This window comes from Pseudonocardia acidicola, assembly GCF_012911935.1.
GTDB lineage: Bacteria > Actinomycetota > Actinomycetes > Mycobacteriales > Pseudonocardiaceae > Pseudonocardia > Pseudonocardia acidicola.
The window spans coordinates 1-22,667 of the sequence record NZ_JAAXLA010000087.1 but is presented as its reverse complement, the minus strand read 5'-3'; the positions used below and the strand labels follow the sequence as shown (position 1 = coordinate 22,667).

Below are 22,667 nucleotides of genomic sequence, written 5' to 3'. Positions count from 1 at the left end.
CTCTCCTCACGAGGAACGGACTTTCCCTGGCGATTGAACGGTCATCCCGCCGCAGCACGCTGCTGCGCTGCGATGCAGGGCGGGCGCAGGCCCCCGGAACGCGACCGCCGCTTCGTCCACAATGGGCCGCTGGTGGTCGTGCCGGCCACACCTGCGGCAGACCACGTGGTGGTCGGCCCCGACACGACGTTCGAACAGCGCGGGACCGCCTGCCGGTTCGATCCGGCGCGCCGACCCGGCACCGGTGAACGAGTTCACCATGTCGTACACGGCCTGATGCGGAACCGCACCCAGGTGCGCGAGAACTCCGGACCGGACCGCTTCCGCGGTCGAGTGCGGATGCTCGGCGAGCCACACCATCACAGCCCGGCGCGCCGCGGTGACCCGGAGTCCGGCCGAGCGCAACTCGGCAACCGCGTTAGCCTCCGCGCTTCGACTCGCCCCATGGTCGAGGGCTGCCCGACACTGGAACGGCTCAAACCTGAGAACGGACACAACACCCGGCTCGGGTACTTCTTTCCACGCCATCTGAGAGCGCAGGGCTCGTGGATGCACGCCGAGTGCCCCATGACGGTCGTCGCGACCATGATCGAACAACCGTGGCGTGGCACTCACCGCTGGAGGGATCGCCCTGCACCGTGACCTCGCGGATGCGCGCCCGGCCCGTCGCGGGTCTCGGAGAACCGTGCAGGGGATGTCAGCCGGCGGCGAACGTCTTCTCCGGTCAGCCGGTGGCGGCGTAGCGGTGGGAGGCGGCGGCGATACCGGCGACGACGTCCACCTCGGCGGCGTCGCGCGGCCCGGGGACCAGCACCATCCCGGCGCTCAGGCGGACCCCGGCGAGGGGGTGGGCCACGGCCCAACCCTTGGCCAGCGCGTCGTAGGCCAGCGCGTCGGGCAGTACGAGGTGGAGGCTGCCGTCCGGCTCCGGGTGCATGTGGGCGAACTCGCCGAGAGCGGGGAGGATGAACGCCGCGTCCGGTCCGGCAGCCGTGGCGCGGTCGAGTAACAGTGCCCGGGTGCCGGCCACGCCCACCGTGGTCGGGGCCGTGGACACCGCGTCGAGCGCTGCGAGGCGGGTCCACAGCTCGGCCTGGAGGTGCGGGGGAGCGATCTGTGACTGCTGATGCTGCGGGACCGCCGCGGTGACCTCGGGTGGTTCCCCCGTCCGGGCGGGGAGCCGGCCGCCGGGCAGCGTCGGCCACGGTGGCTCGTCGCCGTCGGGCACCGGGTTCTCACCGTGCGCGCGAAGGTAGTCGAGCCGGTCGGCGAGCCAGGTGCCGACGTCGCCGACGACCTCGCCGGCCAGTTGCTCGCCGCCGGGGGCGCGCTCGGCCCACAGCGGCGCGCCGCTGTGTTTGGCCAGCCAGTCCCAGGTCTGCGCGAGCAGGTGCGCCGGGGTGCGGGGGTCGGCGGAGCCGTGAGCGAGGAACACCGGCATCCCGGCGAGGCGGCCGCGGGTCATCGGCACACCGGCGTCGAACGCCAGCGCTCCGTAGAGCAGCACCCCGCCCGCGAAGCGGTGCGGCGCACCGAGCATCAGGGCTCCCGCGAAGGCCACGCCGTCCCGGAACGCCATCAGCAGGATCGGCCGGTTCGGGTCCCCTTCGGTGTCCAGCCAGTCGAGGAACCACCCGCACGTCGCGGCCAGGCTGGCGGGATCCGGGTGGCCATCGCGCGCGTCGAGGAACCAGGAGAATCCGGCGCCGCGTTCGATCGGGGCGCGCACGGCCACGTACGCGACGGGCCCGTGCGGCAGCCACGGCGCGATCTCGATCATGGAGTGCTCGCTCGTGCCGTTGCCGTGCAGGGCGACCACGAGCGGCGCCGACGGATGCTCCGTGCCCCACCGGGCGACCATCGGGACATCGCCGGGGCCGGTGGATCGTCGGTGGCGCGACACCATCGTCCTCCATCGTCAGTGCCCGGGTTGCACCGTAGAGGCTCCCGCCCGGTGCGCGGAACGGAGAGGAGTATCAGTTTGAGACTGCTCGGCCGCCGCGTCGTCGGCGGCATCCCGATGCGAACTCGCCGGAGACCGCGGCGAGCCCGCAGGCGGGCAGGGTGAAGGCCCTCAGCGGCCGCGCTCGATTCGCGGTCGGTCGTTTCCGTCCGCCGGGGGGCGCAGTGCCTCGATCACCGCCGCGAAGTCCTGCCACCGGTCACCGCTGTCGATGACGCTGGTCAGGAGGCGCTCGGTGGCCGGTCCGATGCGGACGGGCACCTCGCCCTCCTCGGCCAGGCCGATGGCGAGTCGCACGTCCTTGCGCGCCAGCGCTGGGGCGAACCAGCCCGGGTGGTTGTCGTCGAGCAGCGAGTCGAGCCGCATCCGGGACGCGGAACTCAGTACCGCGCTGTCGCCGAACACCGTCCTGAGTAGATCGTCGGTGACGCCCTGCCTCCTGGCGGTGGCGATGGCCTCGGCGAGGGCCGTGACGCCGGTGATCAGCAGCAGGTTCGACACCAGCTTCATCGTCGCGCCTGCCCCGGAGGGGCCACAATGGACATACCCGGAGCCCAGGTCGTCCCAGAGCGGTGCGAGCCGCTCGACGGTCTCCACCGGGCCGCCGATGAGGAACCGGCCCTCACCGCGAGCGACCGCGGCGGGCGCACCCATCACCGGCGCGTCCAGCACCTGCCGGGTCGGCGCGGCTGCTGCCAGCCGCCGGGCCGTCTCGGGGGCCACGGTGCTGAGATCGGCCAGGATCGCGTTCTCGGGCAGCGCCGCGAGGGCACCGTCCGCGCCCAGGCAGACATCGGTGACCGCGGCGTCGTCCGCCAGCGAGACGAGCACCACCTCGGCGCCGGCCACCGCCTCCGCGGGCCGCTGCGCCTCGGCGGCCCCGAGTTCCCCCGCCCGCCCCGGTGTTCGGTTCCACACCGTGACCTGATGTCCCCGGTCGAGGGCCCGGGACGCGAAGGCCCGGCCCATGTTCCCCAGTCCCAGTACCGCGACGCGCACCGGGCGATTCTAGTGCGGCTCTGGGGCCGGGTGGCGACATCGATGCCCGCCGGTCCCGGTTCGGACTCCGGCCGGCATCGTTTCCGGCCAGGCAGCCCGATCACGCCGCTGCCCGGCGCTCGTCGCTCCCGCCGTAGCTACGGCGGGGGGGGGTGAGCGCATCGGTGAGCGCATCGGTGAGCGCATCATGCCGGCCGGATTCTCCGCCAGGTCGGCGCAGAGGTGATGACGGGCGGCGAGCGCGTCGGGTGCGTAGCAGGAGAACCTTCGCCTGCCCCACGTCGTCCCGTACCGACACCCTGAGCGGCAGGTCGAGGGCGGCCAACGGCGCAGCCACCATCACCGGCGTGCCTGCGACCGGGCTGCCGAAGATCACCAGCGTCGTGTCGCGTAGCTGATGAGATGCGGCGCCGCCAGCGAGCGGGTCAGGCTGGTTGGGAGGCGGGGGTGACTTCGTCGGGGTTGAGTATGTCCTCGCCGTAGAGGTCGTGTAGCCAGTTGGTTTGGTAGATGGTGTCGAGGTAGCGTTCGCCGAGGTCGGGGGCGATGGCTACCGCGGTGAGGTCGTGGGTGTCGTGCTGGGTTATCCAGTGGATGGCGCCGCTGACGACTGTTCCGGTGGAGCCGCCGAAGAGGAATCCGCTTCGGGCGAGGCGGTGGCAGGTGCGGATGGTGTCTGCTTCTTCGACGCGGATGACGTCGTCGATATAGGTTTCGTCGAGTAGGGGTGGGCGGACGCCCATGCCGAGGCCGGGGAGCATGCGGCGGCCCGGGGGGCCGCCGAAGGTCACCGAGCCGACGCTGTCGACGGCGATGACGCGTACGGGTCGGTGCCATTGGCGGAAGTAGCGGGCGCAGCCCATGAGGGTGCCGGTGGTGCCGGCTCCGACGAAGAGCAGGTCCAGTTGTGGGAATTGGTGGGCGATGGCGGGTGCAGTGGTGCGGTAGTGGGCTCTCCAGGCGTCCGGGTTGGTGTACTGGTTGAGCCAGACGTAGCGCTTGTCGGAGGCGCAGAGGGCGCGGACGTAGTCGAGTCGGGCGCCGAGGAAACCGGTGGTGGCGTCGGGTTCGGTGATGATGTGGACGTGGCTGCCGAGTGCCTCCATGAGTCGCCGGGTGGAGAGGTTGCAGCGGGAGTCGGTGACGCACAGGAAGCAGTAGCCTTTGCTGGCCGCGATCATGCTGAGGGCGACGCCGAGGTTTCCGGAGGAGGACTCGACCAGGACCGACCCGGGGGTCAGGACTCCGTTTCGCTCGGCAGCCTCGACCATCTCGGTGGCGGCTTTGAGTTTGATGGAGCCGGCGAAGTTGAAGCCCTCACACTTCAGGAAGAGCCGGTGACCGAAGATCGACCGGAGGTCGATGTAGAGCTGCTCTTCGTTGAAGAGGTGGGGGACGGATATGACTGGCACGATGGCCTCCTAAAATGCAGCAAAGCGCTCAGCTGCTCATCCGTACCGGCGCAGCTCATGGAAGAAGTCGTCGACGACGTGCAGCTCGCCGGAGCGGGCCACCTCGTCGTAGACGTATTTGCCCACCGCGAGGTCGAGCACCCCGAGGCCGAAGGGCGAGAACACCACTGGCCGGTCCGCCGGCAGCGTCACCTGCTCGGCCATCACGTCGCCCAACGTGCCGTGGAGGAAGTCCCTGTTGCCGGTGAGCTGCTCGGCCAGATGCGGTGACGTGCCGGCTTTCAGGCAGTGCTCGACGTCGTCCACGATGTTGGTCGAGGCGAGGACGATCTCCGGCGCGAGGTCGCGCAGCGAAACGTGCAGCACCAACGGGTTGTGTTCGAACCACGCCAGGTCGCTGACATGCGGCTGACCGGCGACGGTGGCGAAGACAACCAGGTCGCTGGAGCGGATCAACTGCTCGGCGGTGTCGTGCACGGTGATCCGGCTGGCGGTGCCCGACTGCTCCAGGTAACCGCGGAAGCCGGCCGCACTGTCGGCGGACAGGTCGTGCACACCGATCTCGTCGAACGACCAGCCGGTGCCGGCCAGGAAGGTATGGATGTAGCGCGCGATCAGGCCCACTCCGAAGAACCCGACGCGCGCCGGACGAGGCCGGCCGCGGCTGAGCCGGTTAGCCGCGGACGCGGCCGACGCGGCGGTCCTGGTGGCGCTGATGATCGAGCTTTCCAGGCAGGCGAACGGGTAGCCGGTGTCGTGGTCGTTGAGGATCAGCACGGCCGAGGCCCTCGGGATACCGGCCGCCACGTTCTCCGGGAAGCTGGAGATCCACTTCAGGCCGTCGACCCGCACCTGCCCGCCGATCGATGCGGGCAGCGCGATGATCCGGGAGGACGGGCGGTCGGGGAACCGTAGGAAGTAGGACGGCGGATTCACCGACTCACCGGCGCGGTGCAGCCGGTAGGTGGTCTCGACCAGCTCCACGATCTCGTTCTCGCGCCCCCGCAGTGCGTCCTGCACCTGGCCACCGGAGATCACCGCGAACGGTGGCACGGTGAGCGGCTCGGACATCGCGGACTCTGTGGCAGTGGAACCGATGGTGGTCATCCTGCGGTCACCTCGACGGTCGGCGAGCAGTCGGTCAGGCGTACCGCGTCCGCCATCCCCACGAGCACTTCGCGGGGTCCCTCATACGGCTCCCTGCTGTGTGCGGTGCGGATGTTGTCGACGAGCATCAGGTCGCCGGCCTGCCACGGCTCGCGGGCGGTGTTGGCTTCGTAGACGGTGTTGAGCAACGCCACGACGTCGTCGCCGATCGGCTCGCCGTTGCCGAAGGAGGTGTTGAACGGCAGCGCGTCGGGGCCGTAGACCTCCACCAGGTACTCGCGCACCTCGGGGTCCAGCGTCCACTCGTTGAGGAAGGCGACCTGGTTGAACCAGCAGCGCCGGCCGGTGACCGGGTGGCGCACCACGGCGCTGCGGCGCTGCCGGGTGCGCAGTCCACCGTCGGTTTGCCACTCGAACTCGATCGCGTTGGTTCGGCAGTAGTCCTCGACGGCGCTCCGGTCCTCGGTGCCGAACGCCTCGGCGAAGGAGGCCCCGATCTCGTCGTTGTAGTTGCGTAGGAGCAGCCAGCCGTCCCGCTCGAAGCGCTCGACCAACCCGGCAGGCAACGCGTCGAGCACGGTCGGCGAGTCGGCCACCCCGGTTGCCCCGCCCTCGGCGGGTGCGCACAGGCACGCGAACAGCATCAGGCCGGGGAACTCGAGGGCGTAGCTCAGTTCGTGATGCATGCACATCGGCTGGTTCGCCGGCCACGTCGATGAGGAGTACACGCCCTCGGGGTAGGTCCGGCGGGACGCGAACGCCTCCTTCTCGGTCATCAGACCGCCGGCCAACCGGGTGAAGACGGCACCGACCTCGGCCGCGTCGCGCAGCCCGAGGCCGCGGACCAGCACCGCACCGTGCTCGGCGACGACGGCGCGCAGCGCGTCCCGATGCTCGGCGGCCCAGCTCGACGGATCGCCGGTGGCTTCGGCTCGAAGCATCGCCGGCTTGCCGGGCTGCAGGTCCACGCCGAGCAGCGAGCTCGGGGATGAGGACGACATGTCTGTTTCCTTTCAGCTGTTACTCACGAGGACGCCAGCAGGTCGGCGGCGCGCAGCACCGCCGTGGCCGCCTCGGTCGACCGGGTACGCAGGAAGTAGTGGCCGCCGTCGGCGAGCTCGAGCAGGTCGACGTGCTCGGCCAGCAGCTGCCAGTCGCGGTGCCGGCTCGCGAACCCCGCCGTGTTCGGATCGTCGGCGGCGACGACCACGGTGACCGGCGCGGACAGCCGCACCGCCGGCGGGGCGTCCAGGACGTCGGCGAAATGGCGGTGGGCCGACACACAGTCGTGCCGGTAGGCGGCACCGACGAGCTCGGCGCGCTGCGCATCCAGTTCCCCGAGCTCGGTGTAGCCGCTGTCCGCGCTCAGCTGCGCGGCGATCTCTGCAGTGTCACGCCCGGTCAGCTCGGCGATGGCCGCGCGGCGGTCGGTGGCGTCACCGAGCAGCTGCGCGCCGAGGAACACCCGCCGGACGTCCACACCGCGCTCCTGCAGCTTCGTAGCCGTCGCATGCGCGAACGCGGCGCCCGAGGAGTGGCCCCACAGCAGGATCTTGGTCAGGCCACGCCCGATGATCTCGGCGACGACCTGCTCGACCACCTGTGCCATCGGCGCGAACGGCTCGCGCTGGGCGGCCACGTCGTGACCGGGCAGCTCGACGGCGTGGACCGCCAGCCCGCTGCCGCGCAGGGCGGCGGCCAGCGGCCGGAAGTTCACCGCGTTGCCGCCGGCGTAGGGGAAGCACACCAGGGCACCCGCCGGCTCGCCGTCCGATTCCGACAGAACCTGCAGCAGCCCGGGGCGCCGCTCGGTCCGGCCGTCGACCAGCCGGGCCAGATCGGCGAGGATCGGGTGGCGGGTGAGATCGGACAGCGACACCGCACGCTTGAGGGTGATCGCCAGCTTTACCGCCGACAGCGACGTGCCGCCCCGGTCGAAGAAGTGATCCCACCGGCTGATCTGGTCCACCCCGACCCCCAGCACCTTCGCCCACGCGGCAGCCAGCCGCTGTTCGGTCGGGGTGCTCGGCGCCGCGTAGTCGTCGTCGGCGACCGCGCCGGCGTCGAGCTTCGCCGCGAGTGCCGTCAGCGCCGTCCTGTCGATCTTGCTGTTCGCGGTCAGGGGCAGGCTCTCCCGCCACTGGAGGACCGGCGGGACCATGTAGACCGGAAGCGACGTCGCCAGCTCGTCACGCAGGACGTCGACCTCGAGCGGCTCCGGCCCGCTGTAGAACGCCACGAGCTGTTTGCTCCGGTCGGCCCGCTCGGCGACCACGACGGCGCCGTCGCGGACACCGGGTACCCGCAGCAGGGAGTTCTCGATCTCCCCGATCTCGATCCGGAAGCCGGCGATCTTGACCTGGCCGTCCCGGCGGCCGAGAAACTCCAGCTTGCCGTCCGGGCGCCAGCGGCCGTAGTCGCCGCCCAGGTAGAGCCGCCGGCCCGGCCGGTGCGGATCGGTCAGGTAAGCCTGCCGGGTGCGCTCGGGGTCGTTGACGTACCCGCGGCCGACGCAGACCCCGGAGAAGGCGATCAGGCCGGGGGCGCCGAGCGGCACCGGTGACAGGTGCTCGTCGACGACGTAGACGGCCACGTTGTGAACGGGGCGACCGAGCGGGACCCGTTCGGACACCGGTGCTCTGTCCATGACCTCGTGGTTGGTGTCGTCCGAGGTCTCGGTCAGCCCGTAGGCGTTGACCAGCTTGATCTGCGGCTCGGCAGCGAACCAGCGCTGCGTGAGCTCGGACTTCAGCGCCTCGCCGGTGGCCGACACGTACCGCAGGTCCGGCAGCTCGCGGGGGTGCTGCTCCAGATACGACAGCACGACCTCGAGATAGGACGGCACGACCTGCAGCACCGCGACCCGGCCGTCGACGATCGTGTCGACGAACCGCGCGACGTCCAGGATCACCTCCTGCTCGACCAGCAGGGTCCGCCCACCGACCAGCAGCGCGGAGACCAGTTGCCACAGCGAGATGTCGAAGCACTGGGGCGCGATCTGGGCGACCACCTGCCCCTCGCCGATCTCCAGGTCGCCGATCTTGGCGTAGAGGTGGTTGAGCATGCCCGCGTGCTCGCACATCGCGCCCTTGGGCTCACCGGTGGAGCCGGAGGTGAAGTAGATGTAGGCGAGCTGGTCCGGTGCCACGTCGACGCCGAGATCACCGTCGGCGTGGTCCTCCCCGTAGGCCGTGTCGACGAAGAGCGTCTCGACTCCGGACAGCGAGTCGACGGCCTTGTCGAGCGTGGTGGTGCTGCCGGGTTCGGTCAGCACGAGCCGGCACCCGGCGCGGGACAGCGTGGTCGCGATGCGATCGGCAGGGAAGTGCGGCTCGATGGGCAGATACGCGCCGCCGGCCTTGAAGATCGCCAGGACGGCGGCCATCCAGTCCAGGTTGCGTTCGGTCACCACCGCGACGACGTCCTCACGGTGCAGCCCGCGCGCCGACAGGGCTCGTCCGAGCCGGTTGGCCCGGGCGTTGAGCTCGCGGTAGGTCCACTGCCGATCACCGTGCACGGCCGCGACGGCGTCCGGGCGCGCCGCCACCCGCCGCTCGAACAGCTCGTGGAACCGGTGGTCCGGCAGCTCCCGGCGGGCTCCGGCGAGCCCGTCGATCTGGAACCGGAGTTCCTCGGCCGACAGCAGACTGCACCGGCCGTGCTCGGCATCCGGATCGGCGGCGATCAGTGCGAGCGCGGTGCGGTGGTAGCCGGCGATCCGGGCGGCGCAGTCCGCGTCGAGCACGTCGGTCCGGTACCGCAGCCGCAGGACGAGGTGGCCGCGGTGTTGCGAGGCCCCCACCCACAGCCCGGTGTCCTCGGCGAGATCGCCGCCGCCGGTCGCATCGAACACGGTCTCGAACGACGGTCCGGTCAGGCCCAGCTCGCCTGCGAGGTCATCGACCGGAAAGTCCTTGTGCGACAGCAGTGCCGACTCGACTCGATGGGTGTCGCGCAGCAACGTCCGCCACGTGCCGGATGCGGCCGTCAGCCTGCAGGGCAGCGGTCGGCCGCCCGCCGCGGCGACGTAGCCGGTCGTGACCTCGGATTCGCCGGACAGCGCGGCGAGCACCGTGGCGTGCGCGGCCAGCAACACCGAGCGCAGCGGCATCGACAGTTCGTCGGCCAGCCGGCGCAACGCCGCCACGAGGTCGTCGGGAATCGTCGCTTCGTGCTCGGCGACACCGGTTATCGGATCGAGGGTCCACCGCGGGATCGCGGTGAACCCGCCGGCGACGAGCACGCCACGCCAGAACTCCCGGCCGGTCTCCGCCCGCGTTGTCATGGGTGGGTTCCCTTCGTTCACCGCTGCCGCGCGCTGTTGCTCACGACGACGCTGTGGTCGTGGTCGTGGTCGACTCGGTCGTCCCTGGCCGGGTTTCCGCCCCACCGCGCGTGCGGGGGGACTTCCTCGCCCTTCATCACGAAGCAGGCAGGGCCGAGCACCGCCCCGTCGCCCACCGTCACGCCGTAGTGCACGAAGGCACCGGTACCGAGGGTGGAGCCGGCACCGATCGTGATGCGGTCGGATTTGAAGGCGCCGTCCTCCTGCGAGTGACACTGGATCACGGTTTCCGCGTTGAGCGTGCAGTCGTCACCGACGGTCGCCAGGGTGCGCTCCGGGAAGAAGCAGCCGTCGTCGAAGACCCGTCGGCCGATCCTGGCACCCAACAGCCGCGAGATGACGTTCTTGAACGGCGTGCCGCTGAACGCCTTGTCGAACTCCGGGATCACGAGTTTCCAGTAGCGTTCGTGCCACCAGAAGTAGCGGTCGTAGATCGAGCAGAATTGTGGACGCAGCGCGCGGAATCCCGCCACGGCGCGTTCGATCAGGCAGAAGTAGCCCACCGTGAACAGCATGGACACGGCGATCTCCCCGGCGATCGCTTCCGTGCCGATCAGGAGGTAGAGGTCCGCCGCGGCCATGGCCAGCAGCGTGATGCCGAGGAAGTGAAGCCAGCGAACCAGCAGGAACAGGCCCATGCTGCGCAGGTTGTACCTGTTCTTGGCGGAGAGACGGCGGCGAAACTCTGCAGGGTTCTTCCGGAGATTGACCGTGGTGTCGCGGTCGACCGACCGCGGGATCTCGAAACTGGGCGAGCCCAGGAGCCCGATTCCTTGCCGGACCGGTCCGTCGACCGGGACCAGAACCTTCGTCGCGAGCAGACAGTTCTCGCCGGTCCTGCTCTGCGAGGTGTAGGCGATGCGGTTCCCGAGGAAGCTGTGGGCCCCGATCGACACGCGGGACACCGTGAAGGACGTGTTCGAGAAATGAGCGTTGATGATCGAGAGCCCGTCGGCGACCATCGTCCCGCTACCCACGGAGACGTGGTACGGAGTCTCGTGCATCACTTCCGTGCCGAAGTTCGAGCCGGTCTGCTCGAGCGTGGACAGGTCGTACCCGATCCAACGCAGGTAATGGACGATGTAGGAACTGTCACCGAACAGCTGCGTGAAGAACTTAACGTTCGTCATCCGCCCGATCGCCCGGTGCAGCGAGTATCGGAAGCTGTAGAGGGGATAGACCTTGTCCGGTTTGATGGCGAGGTTGAGCACGCGAGGGACGATGGCCACGAAGAGGAGGCCGAGGAGAATCGCGCCGAAGAAGAACACGACGGAGACGGCCAGCGCGTCGCGGTAGAAGGTCCACCTCGTGAAGGCGGCCGGTCCGGTGTCCAGGATCGCGCTGAAGGGGCTCTTGTCGAGCAGGACATCGACGCCGCCGAACAGCAGTGGCAGGTACACGAGCAGCATGGTCAGCAGCTGCCCGATGGCGTAGGCGCTCCTTCTCAGGGAGCCGCAGGCGGCGGGGCCGACCACCCGGTAGTCCACCCCGGTCCGCTCCGCCGGGGACCCGTGCCAGTGCTCACCGGCGGGCACGGACTGCCCGGCGTGCAGGGAGGAGGCGTGGCCGATCTGAGCACCGTCGCCCATCGAGGTGTTGATGTCGAGCACCGTCGCCTCGCCGACGATCACGTCCTTCCCGAGTGCGACCGGGCCGGTCTGGATCATGCCGGCGTGGGCCCGGTAGCAGGCGATGGACGAGTCCTTGCGGACGACCGCACCGTCGCCGATCGTCAGCAGATCGGTGCACACGGGCACGGTCCGGGAGAAGATGGCGACGCCCCGGCCCACCTTCGCGCCCAGCGCCCGCAGGTAGAGCACGTAGAGCGGCGAACTCGCGCTCACGTGGGTCCGGCCGTTCATGAACAGGACCAGCGGGTTCGACCGGATCAGCGTCTTGACGACCCAGAACCGGACATACCCCAGGCTCCAGATGCGAATCTCCCGGGGCTTCCACCGGCCCACGAGGACCCACTTCGCCGCGACCGGCAGGATGCACAGGCCGGCGAAGGCCGCGGCGCCGAACGCCACCGCGCGCAGGTACCAGTCGAGCAGACTCGAGCCGCCGGTGATCCAGTCGTAACCTCGCGTGAGGACGACGGCGCCGAGGTAGACGTACCCGAGGTAGAACAGCAGCTGCAGGGTTCCGCAGAGGATGTACTGCGGCGTGCCGGCCGGCTTCGCCGCCTCGGCCCGTGCCGGGGCCGGCACCTGTACGGAGGTGGCCGTGACGGGAGTGATCCCGGTGGCGTCCGGGGCGCCGGCGAGCGCCGTGGCCAGGCTCCTGATCGTCTGGTGCCGGTAGACGTCCTTCATCGATACCGAGGGCAGGTCCTCCCGCTTCCTGACCCGGGCGCAGAACTTGGCCATCACCATCGAGTCGGCACCCAGGTCGTCGAAGAAGTTGCTGTCGACCGGCACCCGCTCGACGCGCACGACCTCAGCCAGCATCTCGGCGAGGACGCCTTCGGTGCCGGTCGCCGAGTCGGTGTACGTGTCGTGGGGGTTTGAGAATTCAGCCGGATCGGCTGTCAAGGCCTCGACGGTTTTCCTCACCACGTGAGCTCCTTGAACCAGAGGTCGGCGATGTCGTGACATGTTCGGAGAGGAACGTGACGAGCGTGTGCCGAACTGAATGAAGGAACATCCGCGAAGTTGCCTCCATCGCTATGGACGTCCCATGCGTCACCGACCTGCGTGCGCGTTGCCGCACAGCCGGGCACGTGGTCGATCGCGGGCAGCGCGATCGGACTTCCACCGGACGTATTGATCATCAAGCCACCTCCGTCACTGTCACGCCGGCGCAGCCAACACGCCGTGTCGGGAACAGCGTGGTGGTAGGCGTGACATGCGTCAGTCGGCCAAACCCCTGAGTTGAGTAGGGACAGCCCCAGTAACGCGTCCTCGTGCCGGTCGCGCGTCGTCCGTGGCGGTCGCCGGTCCAGGCGGCGCGGTGGCGGTCGGGGTTGCCCGGGGCGCCCATGACGACGGAGTGCAGCGGCCCGGGCGCTCGAGGGCGGCCCCGTCCAGGCGCCCCGGATGCGCCAGCCGGCGCACGTGCCGGATGACGGTCCGGCCTTGGCCCATCTCGGCGGTGGCGAAGTCCTGCCGAGGGCCGGACCATCCCGCCGAAGTCCGTTTCAGGGCAGGCAGGCGACGTGATCATCAGCGCGGCCCTCCCACCCGTGGCGGGACCTGCCCACCTGCTCGACCGCCGACCTCAACCCGGCCGAACGCGACCCGGGTAGATCACCCTGGACGTACAGCGGAGCCCTCACCGCGGAACAATCGAGCGATGTCATCAGGCACCTCCCTGATGGACCTCAGCGACCCGTACGGCCCGGGCGATCAGTCGCGTGATCGCGCTTCGCCGTCTCGCCGCTCGACGTGCTTAGGACTCGGGGAAGAGTCGGGCAGCGTTTCCGTGCGGAACCGCAACCACTCGGAAGGAGGAGCTTTTTCTCGACGCTCCAGTGGTATGCGGACCACTCGATCGCCGGGGACTTCCGCCAGGACGCCCAGCACTCGCGCCTGCTGCGGGAGGCTGACTGTCCCTATCGGCCCGACGCCACTACCCGACGTCACACGACGGTGCTACCCACTGACCGCGGTGGCCGGAAGTGCGTTCGCGCGTCACCGCTCACACGGGGGCACCCAGCCAGGCGTCTCAGGCCTGCGTCCCGAGACGCGACCCGGAGAGGTGCACTGCAGTGACTGTTCGACGGAATCGGCACGCCCGCTGCGAGCCAGGCCGCTTCGTTCTGACAGCGTCCGGTAGTCGGGTGCACGGGGTCGTGCTGTCGGCGCGGGGCGCTGAACGCACCGGCTGCGGACGGGCGATCCTCGGCTCGACCGAGCCGGACGGCAAGCGAGCTTGCCTGATCTGCTGGCCCGAGGGGATCCACGAACCGGTCGAACGCACGGGCGCGCCTGCGCCGCAGAGCTAGAGGTCCAGCACTGTCCATACACGGGGTCGAAGCAGCACGGCGTATCGGCCACCACGAGATGCCCGTCGGGGAGGGTCGTGTCCGGCGAGGCAGGTGCCCGCGAACGCCGCCATGCTGTCGAGGTGATGTGGTTTGCGCCGAAAGTGTTGTGCGACATGGTGATGGCCGCCCGAATGTGTTTTTCGAAAGCTCGCGGATATCCCATCGCCCAGCCGGGCCGGGGTGTGTGAACCGTGTCCGGTGGCGTCGGCTGGTGTCCGTGATCGGACGGTCCCATGCCCTGCTCCCGAGGGGAGCGCGCATCGCGGTGAGCGTGCCCGAGTTACCGGGGGAGAACCTCCCGGACACGGGCCAGGAGAATGTGCAGCGGGCGGCTCCGTGAAACTCCCGGAGCAATGGGGAATCGACGCGCAGCGTGCCCGTGCCAGGTTGTCCCTCGAGGATCTAGGCGTATCGGGAACTGTCAGGTCCCGGCACGGCCGGGTACTCCGGGAAGGCGTCGCGGGCCACCGTAGCGGTGGGGCCGGCCAGGGAGGTGAGGAGAGCAAGCTTTTCAGCGCTGCTCGTGCCGGATTGGGCGTGGTAGACAACGAGCAGTTGACCCTCGGCACCGCCGATGGCGAGTTTCTCGCGGCTGAGAGTGAGGTCCCCGACCTGGGGGTGGTGGATGCGGGTCGGCATCCCCTCGCGAGATTGAACGTCGTGCCGCGCCCAGAGCCGCCGGAATCGTTCGCTGGACAGCGACAGTTCGCCGACGAGCTGGACGAAACGTGGGTCGTCGGCATCGGTACCGACGGACTCGCGGAAGCCGGCGACCAGCCGGGCAGTGGCGTGGTCCCAATCCGGGTACAGCGCCTTCTCGGCCGGGTCGAGGAACACCGCGCGGAGCCGGTTCTGGCCGACCTGCAGGTTGGGCGACAAGGCGCGGGCGAGGCTGTTGGCGGCGAGGACGTCGAAGTACCGGCCCTCGACGAAGGCCGGTAGGCCCACGATGCCGAGCAATTGCCGGATACCGGTCGGAACGGTCTCGCGCCTGGGACGGCGTCGCCGGTGACGGGGCCGTGGCGTGGCCAGGCTCAGTAGGTAGTCGGTGGCCGCATGGTCAAGGCGCAGGACACGGGCAAGGGCCTCCAGGACCTGGATCGAGGGGTTGCGGTCGCGGCCCTGCTCGAGCCGCAGGTAGTAGTCGGAGCTGATACCGGCGAGCATGGCGACCTCTTCGCGCCGTAGCCCGGCGACACGTCGCACCCCGTTGACGGGCAGGCCGACGCTCTCGGGCCGGATGCGCTCGCGGCGCGCACGTAGGTAGTCACCGAGCATGTTGCTCTCGCTCACGTCGATCACGGTAACCACGTGGATCGTGCGCTGCCTGTCCCTGCCACTCCCAGGATCGTCGGGGCTCTGCCGGTTTCGCGCCGCGCGGCGGAGTGTGGGGGCATCACGTGCTGACGCCGTCGCGGGTGGGCCGCATCGGCCGGACGCCCGTGGAGGTGCGACAACGAGGAGGAAGAGCGCTCGATGGCATCGACCACACTCCCCGGCGGAACATTCACGCCGGCCGAGGATCTGACGGTCACCCGGATGGGATACGGCGCGATGCAGTTGGCCGGCCCGCACGTGTTCGGCCCACCCGCCGACCGCGACGCTGCGGTGGCCGTGCTGCGCGAGGCCGTGCAGCTGGGCATCACCCACATCGACACCAGCGACTTCTACGGCCCGCACGTCACCAACCAGATCATCAAGGAGGCCCTGCACCCCTACCCGGACGAGCTGCACATCGTGACCAAGGTCGGATCGTTGCGAGACGCCGACGGCGGCTGGCCGCAGGCGCTCGCACCTGAGCAGCTGCGCCAGGCCGTGTACGACAACCTGTCCAACCTCGGACTGGATGCACTCGACGTCGTCAACCTGCGCGTCGGCGGGTTCGACAGCCCCACTCCCGGCTCGATAGCCGAACCGTTCACCGTGCTCGCGCAACTGCAGCAGGAAGGACTGGTCACGCACCTGGGTCTCAGCACCGTGACCGCCGAGCAGATCGCCGAGGCACAGTCCATCGCGCCGATCGTGTGCGTGCAGAACTTCTACAACCTCGCCCACCGGGTCGACGACGACCTGATCGATTCGCTCGCGGCACAGGGCATCGCCTACGTGCCCTACTTCCCGCTCGGGGGCTTCTCCCCGCTGCAGTCCGACGAGCTGACAGCGGTCGCCACCCGTCTCGACGCCACACCGATGGCCGTCGCGCTGGCGTGGCTGCTGCAGCGCTCGCCGAACATTCTGCTCATTCCGGGTACCTCATCCGTCGCGCATCTGCGGGACAACGTCACCGGTGCTGCGCTGGCCCTTCCCGAGGACGCGCTGATCGAGCTGAACAGCATTGCCTCATGAGCCCGACCGCAACGTCACCCACTACACCGAGGCCGGGCCCCGCCCCGTCGATCCGTCCGCTACTCCGGCGTCGCCGCCGCGGCGGCGAACTGGGCGTTGTACAGCGCGTAGTACGCCCCGCGGGCGGCGAGCAACTCGTCGTGCGTGCCCTGCTCGACGATGCGGCCGGAGTCCATCACCAGGATGAGGTTCGCGTCCCGGATCGTGGAGAGCCGGTGCGCGATCACGAAGCTGGTCCGGTCCGAGCGCAGGGCTGCCATCGCCCGCTGCACCAGCACCTCGGTGCGGGTGTCGACCGAGCTGGTGGCCTCGTCGAGGATCAGCAGGGACGGGTCGGAGAGGAACGCGCGGGCGATCGTGATCAGCTGCTTCTCGCCCGCGCTGACATTGCTGCCCTCCTCGTCGATCACGGTGTCGTAGCCGTCGGGCAGGCTGCGCACGAACCGGTCCACGTAGGTCGCCCGCGCGGCCGCGAGCAGTTGTTCCTCGCTCGCCGACGGATTCCCGTAGGCGATGTTGTCCCGGATCGTGCCGCCGAACAGCCATGCGTCCTGCAGCACCATTCCGATGCCGGAGCGCAGGTCGGCCCGGGTCATCGCGGCGATGTCCACGCCGTCGAGCGTGATGCGTCCGGAGTCGAGCTCGTAGAAGCGCAGGATCAGGTTCACCAGTGTCGTCTTGCCCGCCCCGGTGGGGCCGACGATGGCGACCGTCTGGCCGGGCTCGACGGTCAGCGACAGGTCTTCGATCAACGGGGCGTCCGGCAGGTAGCGGAACGCGACGTGCTCGAAGGCCACCCGGCCCCGGCGCTCGGTGCGCACCGCAGGGACGTCCGGATCGGGGGTCTGTTCGGGTGCGTCCAGCAGTTCGAAGACGCGCTCCGCGGACGCCACGCCGGACTGCAGCAGGTTGGCCATCGACGCGGCCTGGGTCAGCGGCTGGGTGAACTGCCGTGAGTACTGGATGAAGGCCTGCACGTCCCCGAGGCTCATCGACCCCGACGCGACGCGCAGCCCGCCGATCACGGCCACCGCGACGTAGTTCAGGTTCCCGATGAACATCATCGACGGCATGATGATCCCGGAGATGAACTGGGCCCGGAAGCCGGCCTCGAACAGCTCCTCGTTCTTCGCGGTGAACGCGGCCTCGACCTGTTCGCGGCGGCCGAACACGCGCACCAGCTCGTGCCCGGTGAACGCCTCCTCGATCTGACCGTTCAGCGCGCCGGTGTGCCGCCACTGCGCCACGAACTGCTTCTGCGAGCGCTTGGCGATGGCCCTGGTGACCAGCAGCGACAGCGGGATCGTCACCAACGCGATCACCGAGAGCAGCGGCGAGACCAGGAACATCATCAGGAGCACGCCGACGACGGTGAGCAGCGAGGTCAGCAGCTGGCTCATCGTCTGCTGCAGGCTCTGCGAGACGTTGTCGATGTCGTTGGTGACCCGGCTGAGCACCTCGCCCCGCTGCTGTCCGTCGAAATAGCGCAGCGGCAGCCGGTTCAGCTTGTCCTCGACGTCGCGGCGCAGGGTGTAGACGGTGCGCTGGACGATGCCGTTGAGCAGGTAGCCCTGGAGGTAGCCGAAGACCGCGGCCCCGAGGTAGATGACGATCACGCCGAGCAGGACCCTGCTCAGCGCCGCGAAGTCGATGCCCACCCCCGGCACGACGTTCTGCCCGAGGATCACGTTGGCGGTGGTGTCGTTGCCGGCCGCGCGCGCCGCGGCGGCGGCCTGCTCCGCGCTGACTCCCGGCGGGAGCTGCTTGCCGATCACGCCGGCGAAGATGAGGTCGGTGGCGGTGCCGAGGATCTTCGGCCCGATCACGTTGAGCGTCACGCTGATCACCCCGAGGACCAGCACGGCGATGACGCCGAGCCGCTCCGGGGCGAGCCGGCCGGCGAGCCTGCGGGCGGACGGGCCGAAGTTCAACGCCTTCTCCGCCGGCATCCCGGCGGCGCCCCAGTGCCCACCGCCGCCCTGCCGCCGCGCGGCCGCCATCCCACGGGCGGCCCGTCCGGTCTCGGTGTCCTGACGGGACTTCGCGGCCGGGCTGGTCGTGCGCTGCTGGCTGATGTCACTGCTCACGCCACGGCCTCCGCACTGAGCTGGGACTCGACGATCTCGACGTAGGTCGGGCAGGACTCGAGCAGGTCGTCGTGCCGGCCGATCCCGACCACGGCCCCGTCCTCGAGCACCACGATCTGGTCCGCGTCGACGATGGTCGACACGCGTTGGGCGACGATCACCACGGTCGCCGAGGCGGTGACCGGACGCAGCGCGGCTCGCAGCCGCGCGTCCGTCGTCAGGTCCAGCGCCGAGAACGAGTCGTCGAACAGGTAGATCTCCGGTCGGCGGACCAGGGCCCGCGCGATCGCGAGCCGTTGGCGCTGCCCGCCCGAGACGTTGGTGCCGCCCTGGGCGACGGGCGCGTCGAGTCCCTCGGGCATGGCCTGCACGAAGCCCTTGGCCTGGGCGATCTCGAGCGCGGCCCAGAGCTCGTCGTCGGTCGCGTCCGGATTGCCGTGGCGCAGGTTGCCGGCCACCGTCCCGGAGAACAGGTACGGCCGCTGTGGGACCAGCCCGATCCGCCGCCACAGCACCTCCGGCTCCAGGTCGCGCACGTCGACGCCGTCCACCGAGATCGTGCCTTCGGTGGCGTCGAACAGCCGGGCCACCATCGACAGCAGCGTGGTCTTACCGGCGCCGGTGCTGCCGATGATCGCGGTGGTCCTGCCGGGGGAAGCGGTCAGCGAGACCTCGCGCAGCACCGGCGCGGCCGCCCCGGGGTACCGCAAGCTCACCCGGTCGAACACCAGCTGTCCATCGGCCCGCGGCGGTGTGACGGGGCGGGACGGTGGCGCCACGGAGGACTCGGTGTCGAGCACCTCGATGATCCTTTCCGCACACACCGCCGCCCGCGGGATCATGATCGCCATGAAGGTGGCCATCATGACCGCCATCAGGATCTGCAGCAGATAGGCCAGGAACGCCGTGAGCGCCCCGACCTGCATCTGTCCGGCCTCGACCCGGCCCGCGCCGAACCACAGCACGGCCACACTGGAGACATTGAGCACCAGCATCACGATCGGGAAGATCAGCGCCTGCAGCCGTCCGGCGCTCACCGCGAGGGCGGTCAGCTCGCTGTTCGCGGTGCCGAAGCGTTCGGTCTCCTGCGGTTCCCGTACGAAGGCGCGCACCACCCGGATGCCGGTGATCTGCTCGCGCAGGATCCGGTTGACCCCGTCGATCCGGGTCTGCATGGCGCGGAACTTCGGCACCATCCGAACGATCACCACGCCGATCGCGAGGACCAGCACGGGCACGGCGACGACCATCAGCCAGGACAGCCCGACGTCCTCGCGGAGTGCCATGATCACCCCGCCGATGCACATGATCGGCGCGGTGACCATCATCGTGCACGACAGCAGCACGAGCATCTGCACCTGCTGTACGTCGTTGGTGTTGCGGGTGATCAGGGACGGGGCGCCGAACCGGTTGACCTCGCGGGCGGAGAACTCGCCCACCCGGTGGAAGACCGCGGCGCGCACGTCGCGGCCGAAGCCCATCGCCGTCCGGGCCCCGTACCAGACCGCGCCGATCGAGCAGACGATCTGCACGAGCGTCACCAGCAGCATCCAGCCCCCGGCCCGGAGGATGTAGCCGGTGTCGCCCTTGGCGATGCCCTGGTCGATGATGTCGGCGTTCAGGCTCGGCAGGTACAGCGACGCCATCGTCCCGATCAGCTGCAGGGCGACGACGAACTGCAGCGGGCGGGTGTAGGCCCGCAGGTGGCCGCGTAGCAGGCGGACGAGCATGATCAGTCCTCGATCATCGTGACGGACTCGCGACCGGTGGGCCGGAGGGCGGACGGGGCGGCCGGTGTGCCGGGGCGGCGCAGGCCGTCGAGCAGCACCGCCACGATCTCCTCGGCCGCCAGCGGGCGCCCGTCGGTGATCCGTGGATGGGTTCCGGAGACGACGAGCAGCCGCAGGACGTGCGCGAGCTCGGCCGCGGACACCCGCAGCCGATGCTCGTCCGGGCCGATCAGGTCGACGATCGCCGCCCGGAACGCGTCGTTCATCGTGCTCGGAGCCTGCGCCCGGCAGCGCGCGCCGCCGGGCGGCCGGTTCAGTCCCAGCGCGTCGAGCAGGCCGAACACACCGCTGAGGCGGCGCTGCAGGATCCGCGTCGCGGCGACGAGGCGGTCGCGCAAGGACTGATCGCGGTCCACCTCGGACAGCTCGCGCAGCGCCGGTCCGGGGTCGAAGGCCTTCTCCGTGACCGCGTGCATCAACGCGTCCTTGTCCGGGAAGACCCGGAAGATCGTGCCCTCGGCCACGTGGGCCGCCTCGGCGATCTGCCGCGTGCTCACCCCGGCCCCGTGCTGCAGCACCAGCGGCAGGGTGGCGTCGACAATCGCGGCGCGACGCTCGTCGGGGGGCATCCGGCCTGCGCGCCGGGACCGGACAACCACGGGCGGAAACCTAGATGAGTGGCGACTCACTAACAACTGGATTTCGCGGCGGGTGGACGACGACCACCTCTGGGCAGGCCGCGTGCCGCGGTGGAGCGTGGGCGGCCTAGGTTCGGTGGGAGCATGCCGTCGTCGCCGCGCGTCGCGAGCATGCCCATGACACTCCGGAGCGAAGCCGTGGACGAGCCTGACTACATCGTGCTGCGATCCGGCCCCGCTCTGCCCGAGGGCTTCCTGCCGGTGGGTTGGGAAGGGCGATGGTTCGACCGCGCCACCTTCGCCTCGGGCCCCGGCCAGGAGCTCAGGGTGCCCGGCCGGTACGCCGTCGGGGTCGCGACGCCGACCGGCCGGTTCGAGGTCCGTGAGTACGACGGGGCCGTGGCCGAGGTCTGGGAGGTGCGAGCGGGCGACGAGGAGTCGTGGCCGTGAGCTTCGCCGGTCCGGCCTCGGCTTCAGTCGCGGATGCCACAGTCCGGAATAGTTGAGGGTTCACCTGAGTTGGAGTCGACGCGCTCGGCGCGGCCGTGACGGTGCCGCTGCGCCGGCGGAGGCGATCGCAGGAGGAAAGACGCGATGACGGTGACCACGACGACGGGCAAGGCCGCCTCCACCTCGGTGCCGGTGCACCCGCTGCTGGCCCAGCGGTGGAGCGCCCGCGGATTCGACCCGGCTCACGAGCTGGACGAGGCCCAGCAACAGGCGCTGCTCGAGGCGGCGCGCTGGGCGCCGTCGGCGAACAACAGCCAGCCCTGGCGGTTCCTCGTCGCGCGGCGCGGGGACGAGGCCTTCCCCCGGCTGTTCGGGACCCTCGCTCCGGGCAACCAGACCTGGGCCGGCGCCGCGAGCGCCCTGCTGCTCGTCGCCGCGCAGACCGTGGACGACGCAGGCCGGTCCCGGCCGTGGGCGCTGTACGACACCGGGCAGGCCGTGGCGTGCCTGGTCACCCAGGCGCAGGCCCACGGCCTCTCCGCCCACCAGATGGGCGGGTTCGACGAGGCGGCCGTGCGTGCGGAGTTCGACCTCGGCGACGATCTCACCCCGGTCGTCGTGGTCGCCGTCGGCCGCGCGGACGCCACCGCTGACCTGCCCGAACCGCTGGCCGCCCGCGAGCGGTCCCCGCGGACGCGCCACGCCGTCGAGGCGTTGCTGCTCCCCGCCGAGGCCCCGCGTCGGCGGTCGGCGGCCTGAGTGGGGCCGGGGTCCCGTCGCACCCCCCGCGTCCATCCCGTGCTGAAGGTGGAATTCGGGCCATGTGCGGCACGAATCCGGACCAAGGACTCGTTATCTCCCCGTTATCGGGCTCAGTAGACTGCGTCATCCAGAGCCGACGAGGAGAGGCAGCGCACCGAGATGGCGGAGCACCGCACCACGATCCACCTCCCACCGATCGGATCGATGCTCCGGCAAGCCGCGCGACCGCTCCTGGAGTCGGCGCTCATCCCGCTCGCTCTGTTCTGGGTGCTGTTCACCCAACTCGGGTTCGACGCCGGATTGGTGGGAGCGCTGGGCTGGTCGGCATTGGCGATCGGCCGCCGGCTGGTGGCGCGCAGGCCGCTGCCGACCATCCTGGTGATCAGCACGCTGCTGCTGGTCGTCCGGACGGTGGTCGGGCTCTGCACCGGAAGTGCGTTCCTCTACTTCCTGCAACCCACCGTGCAGAACTTCGTCTTCGCGCTGATGCTGCTGGTCACCATCGGGCTCGACCGGCCGCTGCTGGCCAAGCTGGCCGACGACTTCTGCGCCTTCCCCGAGGCGGTGACGAGGCATCCGCGGATCAAGCGCTTCTTCCGGCGGGTCTCGGTGCTGTGGGCGGTGGTGTTCCTGGTCAACGGCGCGACGACACTCACCGTGCTGGCCACCCAGACCGTCGGGGACTACCTGATGGTCTCGACGGCGGGTTCGTACTCGGTGGTGGCCCTCGGCATCGGGCTGTCGCTGTGGTGGTTCCACTCCTCGCTGGCCGGCGAGGGAATCCGGCTGCGGATCGGCAAACCGGCGACGGGCTGAGAGCACACCCGCACCGCCCTGCCC

General features: G+C 70.1%; 16 protein-coding genes and 1 pseudogene. 4 read left to right on the top strand and 13 right to left on the bottom strand.

Features of this window, described 5'->3' with window-relative positions:
- Positions 1 to 6: 6 nt before the first annotated feature.
- The 10 genes and pseudogenes from HF526_RS30060 to HF526_RS30015 form a co-directional block, all read right to left on the bottom strand.
- Positions 7 to 360: a transcriptional repressor gene (locus HF526_RS30060; RefSeq protein WP_239029332.1), complete on the bottom strand. Its 354-nt coding sequence runs from the start codon at positions 358 to 360 to the stop codon at positions 7 to 9.
- A gap of 364 nt (positions 361 to 724) precedes the next feature.
- Positions 725 to 1,906 carry a luciferase domain-containing protein gene (locus tag HF526_RS30055; RefSeq protein WP_211178018.1) on the bottom strand — a complete coding sequence of 394 codons (1,182 nt, stop codon included), beginning with the start codon at positions 1,904 to 1,906 and terminating at the stop codon, positions 725 to 727.
- Positions 1,907 to 2,074: 168 nt separating this feature from the next.
- Complete coding sequence (locus HF526_RS30050) at positions 2,075 to 2,962, bottom strand: NAD(P)-binding domain-containing protein (RefSeq protein ID WP_169384962.1); 888 nt, start codon at positions 2,960 to 2,962, stop codon at positions 2,075 to 2,077.
- A gap of 100 nt (positions 2,963 to 3,062) precedes the next feature.
- Positions 3,063 to 3,350 (bottom strand): annotated as a pseudogene (locus HF526_RS37570) (DUF302 domain-containing protein); the annotation flags it as partial.
- Between the two features lie 37 nt (positions 3,351 to 3,387).
- On the bottom strand, positions 3,388 to 4,374 hold the full coding sequence (sbnA, locus tag HF526_RS30040) for a 2,3-diaminopropionate biosynthesis protein SbnA (RefSeq protein ID WP_169384961.1): 987 nt from the start codon (positions 4,372 to 4,374) through the stop codon (positions 3,388 to 3,390).
- A gap of 36 nt (positions 4,375 to 4,410) precedes the next feature.
- Positions 4,411 to 5,445, bottom strand: a complete 1,035-nt coding sequence (gene sbnB / locus HF526_RS30035) for a 2,3-diaminopropionate biosynthesis protein SbnB (protein WP_420821670.1) — start codon at positions 5,443 to 5,445, stop codon at positions 4,411 to 4,413.
- A gap of 32 nt (positions 5,446 to 5,477) precedes the next feature.
- Positions 5,478 to 6,482, bottom strand: a complete 1,005-nt coding sequence (locus HF526_RS30030; protein ID WP_169384959.1) for a TauD/TfdA family dioxygenase — start codon at positions 6,480 to 6,482, stop codon at positions 5,478 to 5,480.
- Between the two features lie 23 nt (positions 6,483 to 6,505).
- Positions 6,506 to 9,766 carry a non-ribosomal peptide synthetase gene (locus tag HF526_RS30025; protein WP_169384958.1) on the bottom strand — a complete coding sequence of 1,087 codons (3,261 nt, stop codon included), beginning with the start codon at positions 9,764 to 9,766 and terminating at the stop codon, positions 6,506 to 6,508.
- Positions 9,767 to 9,783: 17 nt separating this feature from the next.
- On the bottom strand, positions 9,784 to 12,276 hold the full coding sequence (locus tag HF526_RS30020) for a Pls/PosA family non-ribosomal peptide synthetase (protein WP_239029331.1): 2,493 nt from the start codon (positions 12,274 to 12,276) through the stop codon (positions 9,784 to 9,786).
- A gap of 1,940 nt (positions 12,277 to 14,216) precedes the next feature.
- Positions 14,217 to 15,107 (bottom strand): helix-turn-helix domain-containing protein, encoded by an 891-nt coding sequence (locus HF526_RS30015; RefSeq protein ID WP_338051853.1) that lies wholly within the window; start codon positions 15,105 to 15,107, stop codon positions 14,217 to 14,219.
- Positions 15,108 to 15,290: 183 nt separating this feature from the next.
- On the opposite strand from HF526_RS30015, the gene HF526_RS30010 reads away from it, so the two are divergent.
- Positions 15,291 to 16,160 carry an aldo/keto reductase family oxidoreductase gene (locus HF526_RS30010; protein ID WP_169384956.1) on the top strand — a complete coding sequence of 290 codons (870 nt, stop codon included), beginning with the start codon at positions 15,291 to 15,293 and terminating at the stop codon, positions 16,158 to 16,160.
- A gap of 59 nt (positions 16,161 to 16,219) precedes the next feature.
- Here HF526_RS30010 and HF526_RS30005 read toward each other — a convergent pair whose 3' ends face one another.
- The 3 genes from HF526_RS30005 to HF526_RS29995 form a co-directional block, all read right to left on the bottom strand.
- Positions 16,220 to 18,160, bottom strand: coding sequence for an ABC transporter ATP-binding protein (locus HF526_RS30005; RefSeq protein ID WP_169384970.1), 1,941 nt, complete (start codon positions 18,158 to 18,160; stop codon positions 16,220 to 16,222).
- Between the two features lie 83 nt (positions 18,161 to 18,243).
- The gene (locus HF526_RS30000; RefSeq protein WP_169384955.1) at positions 18,244 to 19,977 is read right to left on the bottom strand and encodes an ABC transporter ATP-binding protein; all 1,734 of its coding nucleotides are present in this window, start codon (positions 19,975 to 19,977) and stop codon (positions 18,244 to 18,246) included.
- A 2-nt stretch (positions 19,978 to 19,979) separates the two neighbouring features.
- A complete protein-coding gene (locus HF526_RS29995; RefSeq protein ID WP_169384969.1) occupies positions 19,980 to 20,606 on the bottom strand; it encodes a TetR/AcrR family transcriptional regulator in 627 nt (208 codons plus the stop codon).
- Positions 20,607 to 20,813: 207 nt separating this feature from the next.
- On the opposite strand from HF526_RS29995, the gene HF526_RS29990 reads away from it, so the two are divergent.
- From HF526_RS29990 to HF526_RS29980, 3 genes are all read left to right on the top strand, one after another.
- Positions 20,814 to 21,065 carry a hypothetical protein gene (locus tag HF526_RS29990; protein WP_169384954.1) on the top strand — a complete coding sequence of 84 codons (252 nt, stop codon included), beginning with the start codon at positions 20,814 to 20,816 and terminating at the stop codon, positions 21,063 to 21,065.
- Positions 21,066 to 21,209: 144 nt separating this feature from the next.
- Positions 21,210 to 21,824: a nitroreductase family protein gene (locus HF526_RS29985; RefSeq protein WP_169384953.1), complete on the top strand. Its 615-nt coding sequence runs from the start codon at positions 21,210 to 21,212 to the stop codon at positions 21,822 to 21,824.
- A 207-nt stretch (positions 21,825 to 22,031) separates the two neighbouring features.
- The gene (locus HF526_RS29980; protein ID WP_239029330.1) at positions 22,032 to 22,643 is read left to right on the top strand and encodes a VC0807 family protein; all 612 of its coding nucleotides are present in this window, start codon (positions 22,032 to 22,034) and stop codon (positions 22,641 to 22,643) included.
- Positions 22,644 to 22,667: the final 24 nt, after the last annotated feature.